We start from the raw sequence: 16,196 nt of genomic DNA on the forward strand, positions 1-16,196 counted from the left end.
CGGAGCGCCTTTTTCATATTTCCATAGACGGATCATTCATCCGAATCGGAATCGGCCAGCACCAGCTTGCCATCGCGGACCGGAATCTTGCTGCCCGGCTCCTCGTCCATGCGTACACGACCTACCTTGCCATCCAGATCGTACTTCACGTCGTAGCCGACGATCTTCTCGCTGGAGTCGGTAACGGTCTTGCAGCGGGTTTCGGTGGTGGAATAGGTGTCACGCGACTGCATGCCTTCCTGCACCTTGTTGCCGGCATAGCCACCGCCCACCGCGCCTGCAACGGTGGCGATCTTCTTGCCATTACCACCGCCCACCTGGTTGCCAAGCAGGCCACCGACCACGGCACCGATCGCCGTACCGGCAATCTGATGCTGATCCTGCACGGGACGTTGACGGGTCACCGCGACCTCTCGGCATTCTTCACGCGGCGTCTTGATGGTCTCGGTCACCGGCTTGACTGCCAAAACCTCAGCATACTCGGGCCCGCTCACCATGCTATAGGTCGCAACAGCGCCACCCGCAGTGACACCGACGGCACCCAGCACAGCACCAACCAACAATGACTTGTTCATGCGATTCTCCTGATCACAACTGCAGCGCCTATGCGCTCTACTCCCAGCCTTGGAAATGCAAAACGGGCGACAAGTTCCCTTGTCGCCCGCCTTTATGCAGTGCCAATGGTGAGTGCATCACGCCTCAGGGGCGGTCATCCACACCCTCTGCAGTGGTCGCCGGCGGAATCAGATCCTCGGAGGTCAGCTTCAACCAGATCAGCACGGGAGCGCTGATGTAGACCGACGAGTAGGTACCGACCACGACACCGATCAGCAGGGTCAGCGCGAAGCCGGCCAGGCTGTCGCCACCGAAGACCAGCAGGGCGATCAGCGCCATGGCGGTCGAAGTGGAGGTCGCGATGGTACGCAGCAGCGTCTGGGTCACCGACACGTCGATGTTCTCGATGATGTCCGCCTTGCGCATCACCCGGAAGTTCTCGCGGATACGGTCGTAGATGATGATGGTGTCGTTCAGCGAGTAACCCAGCATCGCCAGCACGGCCGCCATCACCGTCAGATCGAAGGGCACCTGGAAGAACGCCAGGATGCCGAGCGTGACGATCACGTCGTGAGCCAGCGATGCCACGGCGCCGACACCGAACTTCCACTGAAAGCGGAACGCCAGGTACAGCAGGATGCCGCCCAGGGCCAGCAACATCGCCAGGCCACCCTGGTCACGTAGCTCCTCACCCACCTGCGGGCCGACGAACTCGACGCGCTTGACCTCGAAGGAGGTCTCGGTGTCGATCTGGCGCAGCGCAGCGGCGACCTGGTTACCCAGATCGGCCGAGTCACCTGCCATGCGTACCAGTACGTCGGTGGTGGAACCGAAGCTCTGCACCACGGCGTCGGCATAACCGGCCTGCCCCAGCTCGCGTTTGATCAGCTCCAGATCGGCTGGTTTTTCGTAAGTCAGCTCGATCAGTGTGCCGCCGGTGAAATCCAGACCAAAGTTGAGGCCATGCTTGAACAGGCTACCCAGGCCGATGAGGCTGATAACCACGGTGATGGCGAACGCAACGTTGCGTATCGCCATGAACGGAATGCGGGATGGAAGTCTCATAGCCTCACCTCAGATCCACAGTTTCTTGAAGTTACGGCCACCGAAGATCAGGTTGACCATCCCTCGGGTGAACATGATCGCGGTGAACATCGAGGTGATGATCCCGATCGACAGCGTGACGGCGAAGCCCTTGATCGGCCCGGTACCCAACCCGAACAGGATCGCACCGACCAGCAGCGTGGTCAGGTTACTGTCGAGAATCGCGGTGTAGGCACGATCGAAACCTTCATGGATGGCGCGCTGTACCGACAGACCGTTGTTCAGCTCTTCGCGAATACGCGAATAGATCAACACGTTGGCATCGACCGCCATGCCCAGGGTCAACACGATACCGGCGATACCCGGCAGCGTCAGGGTCGCACCGATCACCGACATCAGACCGACCAGCAGGGTCAGGTTGAACGCCAGGGCGATGGTGGCCAGCAAGCCGAAGAAGCGGTAGATGCAGACCATGAACAGCGACACGAAGATCATCGCCCACTCGGTGGACTCGATACCCTTGACGATGTTCTCGGCACCCAGGCTCGGGCCGATGGTGCGCTCTTCAGCGAAGTACATCGGTGCCGCCAGACCACCGGCACGCAGCAGCAGCGCCAGTTCGGACGACTCACCCTGGCCATTCAGGCCGGTAATGCGGAACTGGCTGCCCAGCGGCGACTGGATGGTCGCCAGGCTGATGATCTGCTTCTCTTCCTTGAAGGAGTCGACCTGCACTTCCTTCTCGACGCCGTCGACCATCTGCTTCACGTAGCGGGTCAGCGGACGCTGCTCGATGAAGATCACCGCCATGCTGCGCCCGACGTTGCTGCGGGTGGCGCGGTTCATCAGATCACCGCCATGGCCATCCAGGCGGATGTTGACCTGCGGACGACCGTTCTCGTCGAAGCTGGCCTGGGCATCGGTGACCTGGTCACCGGTGATGATCAGCTCACGCTCGAGCTGTACCGGCGGACGACCTTCTTCGCGGAAACCGAACTGTTCGGTGGTGCCACGCGGCGCGTTCGGGTCGGCCGCCAGGCGGAACTCCAGGTTGGCGGTCTTGCCGAGAATGCGCTTGGCTTCGGCAGTGTCCTGCACACCTGGCAGCTCGACCACGATGCGGTTGGCGCCTTGACGCTGCACCAGCGGCTCGGCCACGCCCAGTTCGTTGACCCGGTTACGCACCGTGGTCAGGTTCTGGCGAATCGAGTACTCGCGAATTTCCGCGATCTTGGCCGGCGTCATGGTTACGCGCAGCACCTGCTGACCACCACGCTGCTGAGCGTTGAGTTCGAAGTCGTTGTAATCCTTGCGAATCAGCTGCTCGGCCTTGGCCAGCGTTTCGGCGTCAGCGAAGCCCAGCTGGATGGCGCCACCTTGCTGCGGCATGCTGCGATAACGCACACGCTCCTTGCGCAGCAGGCTCTTGAGCTCGCCCTCGTAGACCTGGCGACGCACGTCGAGCGCCTTGTCCATATCGACTTCGAGCAGGAAGTGCACACCGCCGGAAAGGTCGAGGCCCAGCTTCATCGGGCTCGCACCAAGCTTGCGCAGCCAATCGGGGGTGGTCTGAGCCAGGTTCAGGGCAACCACGAAGTTGTCGCCCAAGGCCTTGCGTACGACGTCCTTGGCCGGCAGCTGGTCGCCCTGGCTGACCAGCCGAATCAGGCCGCTGCGGCCCTGCTCGCCGACGTTCGATGCCTTGACCTCGATGCCCGCCTCGGTCAGCGCCTTGCTGACACGGTCGAGATCGGCCTGCGCGATGGTCTGCGCCGAACTGGCCCCGCTGATCTGGATCGCCGGGTCATCGGGGTAAAGATTGGGTGCGGAATAAATCAAACTGACGATCAGCACGGCTGCGATCAGCAGGTACTTCCACAAAGGGTATTTGTTGAGCATGAATGACGCCGCCCGCTTATGACGCGGGGCGCAATATGCGCCCCGCGGGATGGATAAAACTGTAACAGAGGAATCAGATGGCTTTCAGCGTGCCCTTGGGCAGAGTTGCCGCAACGGCTGCTTTCTGGATCTTCAGCTCGACGGTGTCGGACACTTCGATGACCACGAAGTCGTCGCTGACCTTGGAAACCTTGCCGGCGATACCGCCGCTGGTGACCACTTCGTCGCCCTTCTGCAGATTGCCGAGCAGGTTCTTGTGCTCCTTGGCACGCTTGGCCTGGGGACGCCAGATCATCAGGTAGAAGATGACCAGGAAGCCGATCAGGAAGATCCACTCGAAACCGGTACCGGCCGGGCCGGCAGCAGGGCCAGCGGCATCAGCGTAGGCAGCGGGAATAAAAAAGCTCATTTGAAACTCCTGTTGAAAGATCTTTTAGCCATCGAATCATCAATCCAGCGGCGGCGTTGGCAGACCGCGCCGGGCGTAGAAGGCATCGACAAAGGCGGCCAATGTACCCTGTTGAATTGCCTCGCGCAAACCAGCCATGAGGCGCTGGTAGTGGCGTAAGTTGTGGATTGTATTCAACATGCTGCCGAGCATTTCGCCGCACTTATCCAAATGATGAAGATAGGCGCGCGAGAAGTGTTTGCAGGTGTAACAGTCGCAGGTCGGGTCCAGCGGCGAGTCGTCGTGACGATGAAACGCATTGCGAATCTTCAACACGCCGGTGTCGACGAACAGGTGCCCGTTACGCGCGTTGCGAGTCGGCATCACGCAGTCGAACATGTCCACGCCGCGGCGCACGCCCTCGACCAGGTCCTCAGGCTTGCCGACGCCCATCAAGTAACGCGGCTTGTCGCTCGGCATCTGGCCGGGCAGGTAGTCGAGTACCTTGATCATCTCCTCCTTCGGCTCACCCACCGACAGACCACCAATGGCCAGGCCATCGAACTCCAGTTCGCTCAGGCCTTCCAGCGAGCGCATGCGCAGCGCCTCGTGCATGCCGCCCTGGACGATGCCGAACAACGCGGCACTGCTGTCGCCATGGGCGATCTTGGAGCGATTGGCCCAGCGCAGCGACAGTTCCATGGAGGTCTTGGCCACGTCGAATTCGGCAGGGTACGGGGTGCATTCGTCGAAGATCATCACGATGTCCGAGCCGAGGTCGCGCTGCACCTGCATGGACTCTTCCGGCCCCATGAACACCTTGGAGCCGTCGACCGGCGAGGCGAAGGTCACGCCCTCCTCCTTGATCTTGCGCATCGCCCCCAGGCTGAACACCTGGAAGCCGCCGGAATCGGTAAGGATCGGACCCTGCCACTGCATGAAATCATGCAGGTCGCCGTGACGCTTGATGACCTCGGTGCCGGGGCGCAACCACAGGTGGAAGGTATTGCCGAGAATGATCTGCGCGCCGATGGCCTCGATGTCGCGCGGCAACATGCCCTTGACCGTGCCATAGGTGCCCACCGGCATGAACGCCGGGGTTTCCACCACGCCACGCGGGAACGTCAGCCGACCACGACGGGCCTTGCCGTCGGTAGCGAGCAGTTCGAAGGACATGCGGCAGGTGCGCGTCATACTGAAACCTCGGGTCCGCGCGGGGCGGGATTGCGGGTGATGAACATGGCATCACCGTAACTGAAGAAGCGATAGCCCTCTGCCACGGCCTGGGCATAGGCGGCCATGGTTTGGGGATAGCCGGCAAACGCGGACACCAGCATCAGCAGGGTCGACTCCGGCAGGTGGAAGTTGGTAACCAGGGCATCGACCACGTGAAACGGCCGGCCCGGGTAGATGAAGATGTCGGTATCGCCACTGAACGGTTTCAATTCGCCGTCACGGGCAGCGCTTTCCAGAGAGCGGACGCTGGTAGTGCCCACCGCCACGACGCGGCCACCACGGGCGCGGCACGCCTGCACCGCATCGACCACGTTCTGACCGACCTCGAGCCACTCGCTGTGCATGTGGTGATCTTCGATGCGCTCGACGCGCACCGGCTGGAAGGTACCCGCACCGACATGCAGGGTGACGAAGGCGCTCTCGACGCCTTTCTCGCGCAGCGCGGCCAGCAGCTCGTCATCGAAATGCAGCCCCGCCGTGGGCGCTGCGACGGCACCGGCCCTCTGCGCATAGACGGTCTGATAACGTTCGCGGTCGGCGGCGTCATCCGGCCTGTCTATATAAGGAGGCAACGGCATGTGCCCGACGCGCTCGAGCAGCGGCAGCACCGCCTCCTCGAAACGCAGCTCGAACAGTGCATCGTGACGGGCCAGCATCTGCGCCTGGGCGCCGCCATCGATATCGATCAGCGAGCCCGGCTTCGGCGATTTGCTCGAGCGGATATGGGCCAGCACGCGGTGCTCGTCGAGCACCCGCTCGACGAGGAGCTCCAGCTTGCCGCCGGTAGCCTTCTGCCCGAACAGTCGTGCCGGGATCACCCGGGTGTTGTTGAATACCATCAGGTCGCCGGGGCGCAGGTATTCGAGCAGGTCGGCGAACTGCCGATGAGCCAGCGCACCGCTGGCGCCATCGAGGATCAGCAGTCGGCTGGCACGACGCTCGGCAAGGGGGTGACGGGCGATCTGCTCGTCAGGCAGGTCGAAATGAAAGTCGGCAACGCGCATGGTCGGAAAGTGTGTCGTGCTGCAGGGCGGAGCAGCTTACCGGAATTCCCTGCAAGTGACCACGCAAGCGCATTGACCAATGCCATCTTGCTCCCTATACTGCGCCGCCATTGTGCCCCGGTGGCGGAACCGGTAGACGCGGCGGATTCAAAATCCGTTTTCGAAAGAAGTGGGAGTTCGAGTCTCCCCCGGGGCACCATATATCCTTCAACTGTTGCCAACTTGTGACAGTTCGCACTGAAACAGTGCCGTGCATCGCCTTGTTGCACACGCTTCAGCCATTATAAAAACCCATCTGTAAGTCGGACAAAGCCTCGCGATCATTACGCGGTTTTTGCGTGCCCGAAGGGTTGGCATTTGCGTAAAAGTTAGCGTAGAGTTCAGCCACTGTGTTTGCATGGGTCGCCGAGAATCGTGACCTGATGCAGTAGATCGCCCTAGATCCGCTACATCCCGTTCGACTTCCATCACTCCTTGCAACCAGTCTTCAGTCCTCTACACATGGAGGCTGTCATCAACTCTAGTTCCAAGGATAAGAGACATGTCGAATCGTCAGAACGGTACCGTCAAGTGGTTTAACGACGAGAAAGGTTTTGGTTTTATCACTCCAGAAAGCGGTCCGGATCTGTTCGTACATTTCCGCGCTATCGAAGGTAACGGCTTCAAGAGCCTGAAAGAAGGCCAGAAAGTTAGCTTCGTTGCTGTACAAGGTCAAAAAGGCATGCAGGCTGACCAGGTTCAAATCCAGGAATAAGCCGCTGCTTGAAAAACCCCTGATTCACGTCAGGGGTTTTTTTATGCCTGCAGATTAGGGTCTGTTGACGTTTCACGCACGGCCGCGCCGGAGCCCGCTTTTGCGCGAGGCAAGGCACGAGATGCGAAGCTTGGTGGACCAAATGAGCCATCGAGTAACGCCGCTTCGCGCAAAAACGGGCCCGGCCCTTCGGGTTGCGCGAGAAATCTCGCCATGCGTTGTTAGAGGACTTGGCAAGGGAACAACCATTGCCTGCGTCCTCCGCCTAGCCTGGCGAGATTTTTCGCGGCAACGCGGCTCGCGTTGAAACGTTAACAGACCCTAGTATCCGCACTCCAACCGCCCTTGCTTATACGAACGACCATATGCCGAAATCCGCACTACGCCCGCAAGGCGACTTTCCTCCGGCAGGCCTGGGCCGGCGCTTGGCCGCCGTGCTGTATGACGGTTTCCTGTGCATCGCCCTGCTGATCGTCGTGGGCTTCATCTACAAGCTGATCCAGATGGCCATCTACGGCGAGGCGCAACTGCGCCAGTGGGCAGATGCCGGCGCCCTGGACCATGACCCACTGCTTTCCACCGTGCTATTGCTGAGCCTGTTCGGGTTCTTCGCCAAATTCTGGACCCACGGCGGTCAGACCCTGGGCATGCAGGTGTGGGGCATTCGCGTACAGAACGCCGACGGTACGGCGATCAGCCTTTGGCAGGCGCTGTTGCGTTTTCTGATCGCCATGCTGTCCTGGCTGACATTGGGCCTGGGCTTTCTGTGGGCACTGGTCGACAAGCGCAAACGCACCTGGCACGACCTGTATTCCGATAGCCTCATCGTACGCCTGCCCAAACATGCGCACCGCAAATGACAGGAGCCGCCGCAAAGGCTTGAAGAAGTGAAAACGCGCGCCTTGCCCATCAGCGGGAAAGGCGCGTTGGTTCAACCTGCCCGGCGCAGCAACCAGAGGCCGGCGACGGCACAGATGCTGGCTGGAAGCAGCACCGCTACCACCGGCGAGAAGCCGAATACCAGGCTCGACGGGCCAAGCAGGTCCTGGGCGATGCGGAATACGAAGCCCACCAGCACACCGGTGAACACGCGCTGTCCCAGAGTGACCGAACGCAGCGGGCCGAAGATGAAGGAAATCGCCATCAGTACCAGCGCAGCCGTCACCAGCGGCTGCAGCACCTTGGTCCAGAACGCCAGCCAATAATTACCGTTGTTCAGGCCCTGCTCTTTCAGGTAGTGGATGTAGCTCCACAAGCCGGTGATCGACAACGCCTCGGGCTCCAGCACCACGGTGCCGAGCAGTTGCGGGCTGAGTTCAATATCCCAGCGTTCCATGGGTGCCTTGACGACTTCCGTGCGGCGATCGTGGAACAGCGTGGTCGCCACGTCTTCCAGCTCCCAATAGCTGCCTTCATAGGTGGCACGGCGCGCGAAGCTGGACGACTCAAGACGGCGCTGGTCATCGAAGCGATAGCGGGTCACCCCGAACAGTACGCCACCCGGCTGCACGGCATTGATGTGCACGAACTCCTGGCCCTGACGGTGCCAGATGCCGCGCTTGGCGGTCTGCGCTTCGCCGCCGCCCTGGGCCATGGCGCGACTGGCCTGGGCCTGGTTTTCGGTCCAGGGCGCCACGTACTCGCCGATCAGAATGCCCACCAGCATCAGCGCCAGCATGGGTTTCATCACGCCCCAGACGATGCGTCCGATCGACACACCGGCTGAACGCATGATGGTCAGTTCACTGTTGCTGGCCAGCGTACCAAGACCGATCAGACAGCCCACCAGCGCTGCCATCGGCAGCATGTCATAGATGCGCCGCGGCGCGGTCAGCAGGACATACCAGAGCGCGTCACCGAGGCTGTAATTGCCTTCGATATCGCCCAGTTCATCGATGAGCGCGAACAGCAAGGCCAGGCCGACGATGATGCCGAGCACAGCCAGAATGGCGAACAGCACCTGCACGCCGATGTAACGATCCAGCTTAACCACGAGCATTCTCCCGACGGCTTACCAACTTCAGACGCATCGGCTCCCAATAGAGCAACGCCAGGCCAACCAGTAGGAACAACAGGTGCACGCCCCACAGCCCGATGTAGGGCGGGATACGCCCCTTGTCTAGCGCACTGCGGGCCGCTACCAGCAGGCCGAGGTAGGTCATGTACAGGAGAATCGCCGGCAACAGCTTGAGGAAGCGGCCCTGGCGCGGGTTGACCCGCGACAGCGGTACGGCCATCAGGGTGACGATGAACACCAGCAACGGGATGGAAATACGCCACTGCAACTCGGACTGCAAGCGCGGCTCGTCGCTGCCGATCAGATCCGAGGTCGGAATCGCTTCACGCTCGCTGATGTCCGCTGCCACCGACGGCTTGGGCAGCAGCACGCCGTAGGTGTCGTACTGAATCACCCGGTAATCGGCCTGCCCCGGATTGCCGTCATAGCGGTAGCCGTTTTCCAGGATCAGGTAACGGCTGCCGTCCGGCTGCACTTCCTGGCGACCGCTTTCGGCAACCAGCACGCTGATGCCGCGATCCTTTTCACTCGTGCGGGACACGCGTTTGTCGGAGATGAAGATGCCGCCCAACTCGGTACGGTCGTCCGACAGCTCCCGGGTGTAGGTGACCCGCGTACCGCCGCGCATCGACTGAAAGCGCCCCGGCACCAGGGTATCGAACTCGGTCAGGGCATCCTGCTGATTGAAGATTTTGGCGACCTGGTTCACGCCCTGCGGCGCCAGCCCCATGCTCAACCAGGCTACCAGCAGAGCCACCACGGTGGCGGGCGCCAGGCTGTAGAGGAACAGCCGTTGCTGGCTCATGCCGGTGGCGGACAGCACGGTCATTTCGCTGTCCAGATACAGCCGCCCATAGGCCAGTAGAAAGCCCAGGAACAGGCCCAGGGGCAGAATCAGCTGCAGGAAGCCGGGCAGCCGGAAGCCCATGATCAGAAACAGCACGCTCGGGTCGAGTATCCCCTGGGCCGCCTGGGCCAGGTACTTGATGAAGCGGCCACTCATGATGATTACCAGCAGTACGGCACTCACCGCACTCAGGGTAACCAGAACCTCTCGGGACAAATATCGGAAGACGATCAAACAGACACTCCAGGGTTGTCAGGCTCAGGCGGCTGTGCTCAAACTAGCCGAACTGCATGCTGGCCCGCACTTTCAAGCGAACCGGCCGAAAAAATTGTCGTCCATTATCCTGCGATTATCTCGGCGTGTCACGGCGCATCGAAAGCCCGCCCCACGTAGACTCAGCATCGCCCCGAAGCGTTCAATTACGCCACGTTACGCCGTGATTGGTACAAAAATTGGTACAAGGCTTGCGCGAGCTTGACCCTGGCAGCAGCCTCTTAACGCACACTTACTCAGAGGAACAACCATGAGCGGAGCCCAGGAAGCACGCGCCCAGGCGATGGTCACAGAGCTGGAGCGCAAGGAGGAAGAGAAGAAAAAAGAGATTGCCGACCTTGAGAGCCGGCTTGATGCTGCACAGGCAGAACTAAAGGATTTGCAAAGCCAGCGCTGGGCAATCCAGCGCAGCAATAGCTATTGAGTCGGCCCCTGGTAGCTCCGTCGATCAGACTGCTCGAATAGCCCAAAGTTGATCGAGCCGCGTCGTAAAGCTCTGGCTCATCATCTCCCGCCGCATACCCCACTCCGGCTGCAGCTCGACGCGGCCCGGCCGGAGGGTTCCCCTACCCCACTTGGCGTTGATCTCGTCCAGCACCGCCATCACCCGGGTCGATTCAGCTGACTGCTGAGGCGCGAACAGGTCGCCGGTGATCTCCGTACGCTGGCAGAGGTCGAGCAGCATCACCTCGGCCTTGCTGTACGAGTAGCCGGCTCGATAGGCCTGCTCCAGGGCATGCATGGCGTAGTGGGTGATCATGCGGGTGTCGTCAGTCGCCCAGGGTAGCTGCAGCGCCACGCCCTTGGCGTACTTCGCTTCCTCGGGGTTATGCATGCCAGTGCGCACGCCTACGCGGATCTGCCGGCACACGGACTGCTGCGCCCGCAGCTTCTCGCACGCGGTAGCCGTATAGGTGGCCACGGCCTGGCGGATCGACTCGATGTCCTGCAGACGCTTGCCGAACATCCGGCTCGAGCAGATCTCCTGCTTCGGCGGCGCGGCCTCGTCCAGCGTCAGGCATGGCGTACCGCGCAGCTCGCGGGCCGTCTTCTCGATTACGACGCTGAACTGCTTGCGCAACGTCCAAGCGTCGGCCTGGGCCAGATCCCACGCCGTCTTGATTCCTTGGGCGTTGAGGTGCTCGGTCATGCGCCGGCCGACGCCCCACACGTCGCTCACTGGCAGCACCTTGAGCACCTTGTCGCGGCGAATCGGGTCGCGCAAGTCGACCACGCCGCCCGTTCGCGTCTGCCACTTCTTCGCAGCGTGGTTGGCGAGCTTGGCCAAGGTCTTCGTGCCGGCGATCCCTACGCCAGTGGGGATACCCGTCCACTTGAGCACCCGGGCACGTATCTCCCGGCCGAGCTGCTCAAGGTCACCTGGCAAGCCGGTCAGATCGGCGAAGGCTTCGTCGATGCTGTACACCTCGACCGCCGGCACCATGCCCTCGATAACGGTCATCACCCGTTCGCTCATGTCGCCATACAGCGCGTAGTTGCTGCTGAACGGTACGATGCCATGCCGGCGAAGCTCGTTCTTGATCTGGAAGTACGGGGCGCCCATCTTCACGAACGGCTTGGCATCGGCCGACCTGGCGATCACGCAGCCATCGTTATTGCTGAGCACGACCAGCGGCACCCGGCGCAGGTCGGGCCGGAATACACGCTCGCAGCTGCAGTAGAAGGAATTGCAGTCGATCAGTGCTACAACGCGCTCAGACATGGCAACGCAAGCGCCGCAACCCAGCGGTAACCACACCCCACACCTCGAACTCATCCCCCTCAAGTATGTAGCGCGGTGGATATTTCGAGTTCTCGGACTGGAGAATCACCTGCAGCCCCTGGCGAATGTAGGTCTTCAGCACGGGGTCACTGTTTACGGCACCGATAACCACGTCGCCCGACACGACGTCCAACGACTTGTCGACCACCACAACGTCACCATCGAAGATGCCCACCCCGATCATGCTGTCGCCACCCACGCGCACCAGGTAGGTCTGAGGTGCATTGATACCCAGCACCTCATCGAGGGATATTTTCTGCTCGAGATGATCCTGCGCCGGGCTGGGGAAGCCGGCCGGCACCCTATAGGAAAAAAAGGGCAGCTCGGAAGCCGAACTGCCCACCGGGCCAAGAATGGTTGCGTTGCCCATGAGAGAGACCTGAAATAAATACTGTATGCATATACAGATACCAAAACGCCCGAGCCGCGGTCAAAGACTCATGATGGCCAACTGACGACCGGAGGGTTCCATGTGCGGACGATTCACGCAGTACCGAACTGTCGACGAATACGCGAAGGCTCTACAGCTGGGCCTGCTCGAGGGCGACTGGTCGAACGAGCCCCTGTCCCGCTACAACGTGGCGCCACAGTCTCGCGTCCTGCTGCTGCATCAAGATGACCTGGGCACGCATGCGACCCGAACCCAATGGGGCTACGCCCCGCACTGGGCAGACGGCAAGAGACCACCAGCAATCAACGCCCGCATCGAAACCGCTGCCACCAGTCGGTTCTGGGGCGCGATCTGGAAGAGGGGTCGCGTGATCATTCCAGCGGATGGTTGGTACGAGTGGAAAAAGGATCCAGACAACCCGAAGGTCAAGCAGCCGTACTTCATCCGGCTGAAAGTCGGGACCCCGGCATTCTTCGCCGGAATTGCCGACGTGCCGCGGGACGGAGAGGAAGACGCTGGCGGCTTTGCGATCATTACCGCAGCCAGCGATCAGGGGATGGTCGACATCCACGACCGCCGACCGGTCGTGCTGCCGCCAGATGTCGCGAGGGAATGGCTGGAGCCCGGCTTACTACCCGAGCGCGCTGAAGACTTGGCCAGGCACCACGACACACCCGTCGAGGCATTCGAGTGGTACCCGGTTGATAAAGCCGTGGGCAACGTGAAGAACCACGGCCCCGAGCTGATCAGGAAGATTGATAGCCCACTGCTCTAGCTGGGCCGTCAGATGCTATTGATGGTGTGAGCAGTCGCCACGCCGAGCGGTAACCAGTCGGATTCAGGAGACGATGGGGTCAGTATCAAAGTGACTTCCACTTCCTGGCCATCCTTAGGCTCTGCCGGCTTGATGCGAGCGTATCGATATGTGCGCCGGCCCTGGTCACGAGCGACCGAGGACGCCGCTCGGTGGAACTCCCAAATCGAGACGCCCTGCTGCGTGCCGAGCTGCTTATCCAGCACCACACTCCAATTGGAGCTGTAGATATTGAGCATGAGCTGCCCCTCTCGAAAAGGGGGCAGTATACGCCCTACCCGGCTAGAACAACCCACCGAGCGCCGCCGGCTCCCAATTCATGATCACCAGCTCGCCGGTCTTCTCGGCCAGCCCCTGCCGCTGGTTCGTACAGCTATACCGAATATCCAGCTGCTCCATGTGAAAGCCTACGAACGCCCGGCGGATATCGGGATGGTCGTTGATGCTCACCATCACTTTGCCTTTGCAGCGCCGCATGAAGTCGGCCATCCGCTCGTACTCCTCAAACGGAAAGCCAACGCCATAGCCCTCGGTTTTCCAATACGGCGGATCCATGTAGTGGAAGGTGTGGGCGCGATCGTATCGCTCGGCGCATTCCAGCCAGCCCAGGTTCTCGACGTAGGTACCTGCCAGGCGCTGCCACGCAGCGGACAGGTTTTCCTCGATGCGCATCATGTTGAAGGCCGGCACGGTGGTGGCGGTGCCGAACGTCTGCCCGGATACCTTGCCGCCGAAGGCGTTGTGCTGCAGATAGAAGAAGCGCGCGGCGCGCTGGATGTCCGTAAGCGTTTCCGGCCGTGCGACCTTGTGCCACTCGAACAACTGGCGGCTGGTGAGCGCCCATTTGAACTGGCGCACGAATTCCTCGAGGTGGTTTTGGACAACGCGGTACAGCGACACCAGGTCGCCGTTGATGTCGTTCAGCACCTCGACCGGGGCCGGCTGAGGGCGCATGAAGAACAGGGCCGCGCCCCCGGCGAACACTTCGACATAGCATTCATGGGGCGGGAAAAGCGGGATAAGACGGTCGGCCAGACGGCGCTTGCCGCCCATCCACGGGATGATCGGGTTGGTCATTGAGTGCAAACCTTTACTGTATAAATAAACAAGTGCTAGGCTCGCCGCGCTTCGTGCACGAGGCGGAGGCCTTGGCTTGGCTTGCAGGGACGTTCTGCGGGTCAGGTGTCGAGCCTGGGTGTTGGCGCACCTGGGCTCGTCGCCTCTCTTTCACTGCGGCCGCTGCGCGGCCTGTCGCTCGATGCACGCAATCACCTGGGTGCTGCATTGCCCCAGCTCGTACTCCAGCTCGTCGACGGCGCGCCGCCAGTCGTCATTCACCACCAGCGCCTGTCGGCCTGGCAGCCGGCACGGCACCAGGCTGCACTCCATGCGTGCCGAGGTAGGCGGCGGGGTCAGTGGTTTCGGGTCGCGCGTACAACTGGCCAAGGTCGCCAGGGACAGCACCAGACAGATATACAGCCACGGCTTGATCATTGCGCTTTAGCTCCTCGAGGGCAGCCGACTGCGCGGCCTGATTGCGGTTGATGGTCTGACCAAGCTGCTGGATGCGGCGGTCGACGTCGGCAAGCTGGCCGAGCTGGTGTTGTTGCTGGGCCAGCACGCCGGCCTGCAGCTCGATCATCGCCTGAGCGTCAGCCAGCTGCTGCTCTGCCCTGCCCGCTCGCTGATCCTCGATGTCGATGCGCGGCGCCATGCCCCACCACACGACACCGGCAGCAGCGGCCATAAGCACCAGAACGCCGGCCACTTTGGCGACCAGTTCGTACTGGACCGGAATCATGCGACTACCCCGCCGCATGCGGTGAACATGGCCAGCAGGTCTCCCTGGTCGCATGGCTCGGCAGCGCGCTCGTCAGCGTAGATCTCCAGCAGGTTGGCCAGCTTGTGCTCGCGCTGGCCATAGCCTGCGCCAGGCAGGCTTGCCCAGATCGGGGCAGCGGCTGCGATGGCTTCGCTGATGCGGCCAGCCTTGATGTGAGGAAGCGCACCACACTCGGTCAGGAGCTTGATCGCCGCCAAGTCCTGAGCCTCAGGGATGAAGCGCCCACGAAATCCGTAGTTGCGCACGATGGCGTCCCATGTACGCGCCAGGAACTGGTAGCGGCCGGCGGCGGTGGATCTGATGCCGTAGCGCGGCAGCGACACCGATACGCGCGGGTGCTTGCTGTAGTCGGTGAACAGCTTGCCGCCGACCAGCACGTCATAGCCGTCATCGTTGCTGCGCTGATTCGGGTGATCGGTGCCCTCGCTCCAGGCGAGCATATCCAGAAAGGCGAGCACGTTCGCGCCGCCCGCTTCTTTTGCGGTAAGTCGAGCCATTGAGTTTTCTCCAAGCATGAAAAAGCCCGCGCAGTGGCGGGCTGGTTTGAAATGGCATTGGTCAGCCTTGCGGCTGCACCCATAGATCGGCCTGCGCCTGGCCGGCGAGCGCAAGGGCTTCACGCAGCTCAGGCGCGCCGACGTCGACGGAGGTGTTGTCGTGCAGCACCCAGCGCACGGTCGCGCCGTCACCGGCTGACTCCAGGCCAAGGATGGCGCGAGCCATGCGGCCCTGGCTGGTCTCGTCGCCGTCAAAGACCTGGCCGCTGGCGGTAGTTACTGTGATGGCTTTCACGGCAGCGGCGCGGGCGAGCTTGAAGGCATCACGCAACGCTTGCTCTTGCTTGGCCTGCTTGTCGGAGGCGGTGATTATCTTGCTAAAGTCGATGTTCATGGCGCTTCCTCACCATCTACTGGCCAAGGCAACTCCGCGAGATCCGGCCCGGCGTCGAGCGGCAGTTTCACAGTGCCTGCCTTCGTCACGCGGATCGGGTCGGGGAATGCCACAGCATCCGATGGGTTCAGGCCGTAGGGCAGCCTCAGGGTGACGAACAGCGTATCGCCCGCCCTGGTTATCTCGTCGGTGAACCACTCGGAATTCACAGCGGTAGCGGGCAAGGCCTGGCCATCCTGAAGCGGCGAGAAGTCAAACACCTCCCCATTGATGGTCAGCGCAAAGCCGTTCGTTGAAACACTGGGCGCTGGCTGATCACCACGGAAAGGCGACAGTTTGATGCTGATCATTTCCACCTGCCTGTCAGCTTGAGAAACACGGTGTAAGTCTGCGTAACCGTGCAAGTCATGGAAATCATGATGCTGGTCGAGGACTGAATGACTCCGGCCAGTTGCCG

Annotated in this window: 21 protein-coding genes and 1 tRNA gene; 5 read left to right on the plus strand and 17 right to left on the minus strand. The window is 61.5% G+C overall.

What is annotated here, in order from left to right; all coding sequences use genetic code 11:
* Window positions 1–32: 32 nt before the first annotated feature.
* The 6 genes from BVH03_RS21910 to queA form a co-directional block, all read right to left on the minus strand.
* The gene (locus BVH03_RS21910) at window positions 33–575 is read right to left on the minus strand and encodes a glycine zipper 2TM domain-containing protein (RefSeq protein WP_075963168.1); all 543 of its coding nucleotides are present in this window, start codon (window positions 573–575) and stop codon (window positions 33–35) included.
* A gap of 124 nt (window positions 576–699) precedes the next feature.
* On the minus strand, window positions 700–1,620 hold the full coding sequence (gene secF, locus BVH03_RS21915) for a protein translocase subunit SecF (RefSeq protein WP_075963169.1): 921 nt from the start codon (window positions 1,618–1,620) through the stop codon (window positions 700–702).
* 9 nt (window positions 1,621–1,629) lie between these two features.
* On the minus strand, window positions 1,630–3,498 hold the full coding sequence (secD, locus tag BVH03_RS21920; protein ID WP_075963170.1) for a protein translocase subunit SecD: 1,869 nt from the start codon (window positions 3,496–3,498) through the stop codon (window positions 1,630–1,632).
* A 73-nt stretch (window positions 3,499–3,571) separates the two neighbouring features.
* Window positions 3,572–3,907: a preprotein translocase subunit YajC gene (gene yajC, locus BVH03_RS21925; RefSeq protein ID WP_070887893.1), complete on the minus strand. Its 336-nt coding sequence runs from the start codon at window positions 3,905–3,907 to the stop codon at window positions 3,572–3,574.
* 39 nt (window positions 3,908–3,946) lie between these two features.
* Window positions 3,947–5,062 carry a tRNA guanosine(34) transglycosylase Tgt gene (gene tgt / locus BVH03_RS21930; protein WP_177344935.1) on the minus strand — a complete coding sequence of 372 codons (1,116 nt, stop codon included), beginning with the start codon at window positions 5,060–5,062 and terminating at the stop codon, window positions 3,947–3,949.
* A 14-nt stretch (window positions 5,063–5,076) separates the two neighbouring features.
* Window positions 5,077–6,126, minus strand: coding sequence for a tRNA preQ1(34) S-adenosylmethionine ribosyltransferase-isomerase QueA (gene queA, locus BVH03_RS21935; RefSeq protein WP_075963172.1), 1,050 nt, complete (start codon window positions 6,124–6,126; stop codon window positions 5,077–5,079).
* 114 nt (window positions 6,127–6,240) lie between these two features.
* On the opposite strand from queA, the gene BVH03_RS21940 reads away from it, so the two are divergent.
* The 3 genes from BVH03_RS21940 to BVH03_RS21950 all read left to right on the plus strand — a co-directional run bounded on the left by BVH03_RS21940 (window position 6,241) and on the right by BVH03_RS21950 (window position 7,740).
* Window positions 6,241–6,325: transfer RNA gene (locus BVH03_RS21940), tRNA-Leu, on the plus strand.
* A 342-nt stretch (window positions 6,326–6,667) separates the two neighbouring features.
* Window positions 6,668–6,880, plus strand: a complete 213-nt coding sequence (locus BVH03_RS21945; RefSeq protein WP_003284681.1) for a cold-shock protein — start codon at window positions 6,668–6,670, stop codon at window positions 6,878–6,880.
* Window positions 6,881–7,245: 365 nt separating this feature from the next.
* Window positions 7,246–7,740 carry an RDD family protein gene (locus BVH03_RS21950; protein ID WP_075963173.1) on the plus strand — a complete coding sequence of 165 codons (495 nt, stop codon included), beginning with the start codon at window positions 7,246–7,248 and terminating at the stop codon, window positions 7,738–7,740.
* Window positions 7,741–7,811: 71 nt separating this feature from the next.
* On the opposite strand, the gene lptG is transcribed toward BVH03_RS21950, so the two are convergent.
* Complete coding sequence (gene lptG / locus BVH03_RS21955) at window positions 7,812–8,873, minus strand: LPS export ABC transporter permease LptG (protein WP_075963545.1); 1,062 nt, start codon at window positions 8,871–8,873, stop codon at window positions 7,812–7,814.
* Complete coding sequence (gene lptF / locus BVH03_RS21960; RefSeq protein ID WP_075963174.1) at window positions 8,866–9,978, minus strand: LPS export ABC transporter permease LptF; 1,113 nt, start codon at window positions 9,976–9,978, stop codon at window positions 8,866–8,868. Before lptF ends, lptG begins: the two co-directional genes overlap by 8 nt.
* Before the next feature lie 289 nt (window positions 9,979–10,267).
* Between lptF and BVH03_RS26480 the strand changes: the two genes are divergently transcribed.
* Window positions 10,268–10,441: a hypothetical protein gene (locus tag BVH03_RS26480; RefSeq protein ID WP_168175658.1), complete on the plus strand. Its 174-nt coding sequence runs from the start codon at window positions 10,268–10,270 to the stop codon at window positions 10,439–10,441.
* Between the two features lie 24 nt (window positions 10,442–10,465).
* On the opposite strand, the gene BVH03_RS21965 is transcribed toward BVH03_RS26480, so the two are convergent.
* Both BVH03_RS21965 and BVH03_RS21970 read right to left on the minus strand, forming a co-directional pair.
* Window positions 10,466–11,740 carry a Y-family DNA polymerase gene (locus tag BVH03_RS21965; RefSeq protein ID WP_075963175.1) on the minus strand — a complete coding sequence of 425 codons (1,275 nt, stop codon included), beginning with the start codon at window positions 11,738–11,740 and terminating at the stop codon, window positions 10,466–10,468.
* Window positions 11,733–12,170, minus strand: a complete 438-nt coding sequence (locus BVH03_RS21970; protein WP_075963176.1) for a LexA family transcriptional regulator — start codon at window positions 12,168–12,170, stop codon at window positions 11,733–11,735. The genes BVH03_RS21965 and BVH03_RS21970 overlap by 8 nt, the downstream gene beginning before the upstream one ends.
* A gap of 100 nt (window positions 12,171–12,270) precedes the next feature.
* On the opposite strand from BVH03_RS21970, the gene BVH03_RS21975 reads away from it, so the two are divergent.
* Window positions 12,271–12,966, plus strand: coding sequence for an SOS response-associated peptidase family protein (locus BVH03_RS21975; protein WP_075963177.1), 696 nt, complete (start codon window positions 12,271–12,273; stop codon window positions 12,964–12,966).
* Window positions 12,967–12,974: 8 nt separating this feature from the next.
* Here the strand turns inward: BVH03_RS21975 and BVH03_RS21980 are convergent, their stop codons facing one another.
* The 7 genes from BVH03_RS21980 to BVH03_RS22005 all read right to left on the minus strand — a co-directional run.
* Window positions 12,975–13,244 carry a hypothetical protein gene (locus BVH03_RS21980; protein ID WP_075963178.1) on the minus strand — a complete coding sequence of 90 codons (270 nt, stop codon included), beginning with the start codon at window positions 13,242–13,244 and terminating at the stop codon, window positions 12,975–12,977.
* A gap of 43 nt (window positions 13,245–13,287) precedes the next feature.
* Entirely contained in the window at window positions 13,288–14,082 is a 795-nt protein-coding gene (locus tag BVH03_RS21985) for a DNA adenine methylase (RefSeq protein ID WP_075963179.1), read from the minus strand.
* 150 nt (window positions 14,083–14,232) lie between these two features.
* A complete protein-coding gene (locus tag BVH03_RS26645; protein ID WP_256574801.1) occupies window positions 14,233–14,421 on the minus strand; it encodes a hypothetical protein in 189 nt (62 codons plus the stop codon).
* Complete coding sequence (locus BVH03_RS27020; protein WP_075963180.1) at window positions 14,336–14,806, minus strand: hypothetical protein; 471 nt, start codon at window positions 14,804–14,806, stop codon at window positions 14,336–14,338. The genes BVH03_RS26645 and BVH03_RS27020 overlap by 86 nt, the downstream gene beginning before the upstream one ends.
* Window positions 14,803–15,345 carry a glycoside hydrolase family protein gene (locus BVH03_RS21995; RefSeq protein WP_075963181.1) on the minus strand — a complete coding sequence of 181 codons (543 nt, stop codon included), beginning with the start codon at window positions 15,343–15,345 and terminating at the stop codon, window positions 14,803–14,805. The genes BVH03_RS27020 and BVH03_RS21995 overlap by 4 nt, the downstream gene beginning before the upstream one ends.
* A gap of 61 nt (window positions 15,346–15,406) precedes the next feature.
* Window positions 15,407–15,739 carry a hypothetical protein gene (locus BVH03_RS22000; protein ID WP_075963182.1) on the minus strand — a complete coding sequence of 111 codons (333 nt, stop codon included), beginning with the start codon at window positions 15,737–15,739 and terminating at the stop codon, window positions 15,407–15,409.
* A partial coding sequence (locus BVH03_RS22005) for a hypothetical protein (RefSeq protein ID WP_218189562.1) occupies window positions 15,736–16,196 on the minus strand: 461 nt, incomplete at its 5' end. The genes BVH03_RS22005 and BVH03_RS22000, both read right to left, overlap by 4 nt.

This window comes from Pseudomonas sp. PA15(2017) (assembly GCF_001945395.1).
Classification (GTDB): domain Bacteria; phylum Pseudomonadota; class Gammaproteobacteria; order Pseudomonadales; family Pseudomonadaceae; genus Aquipseudomonas.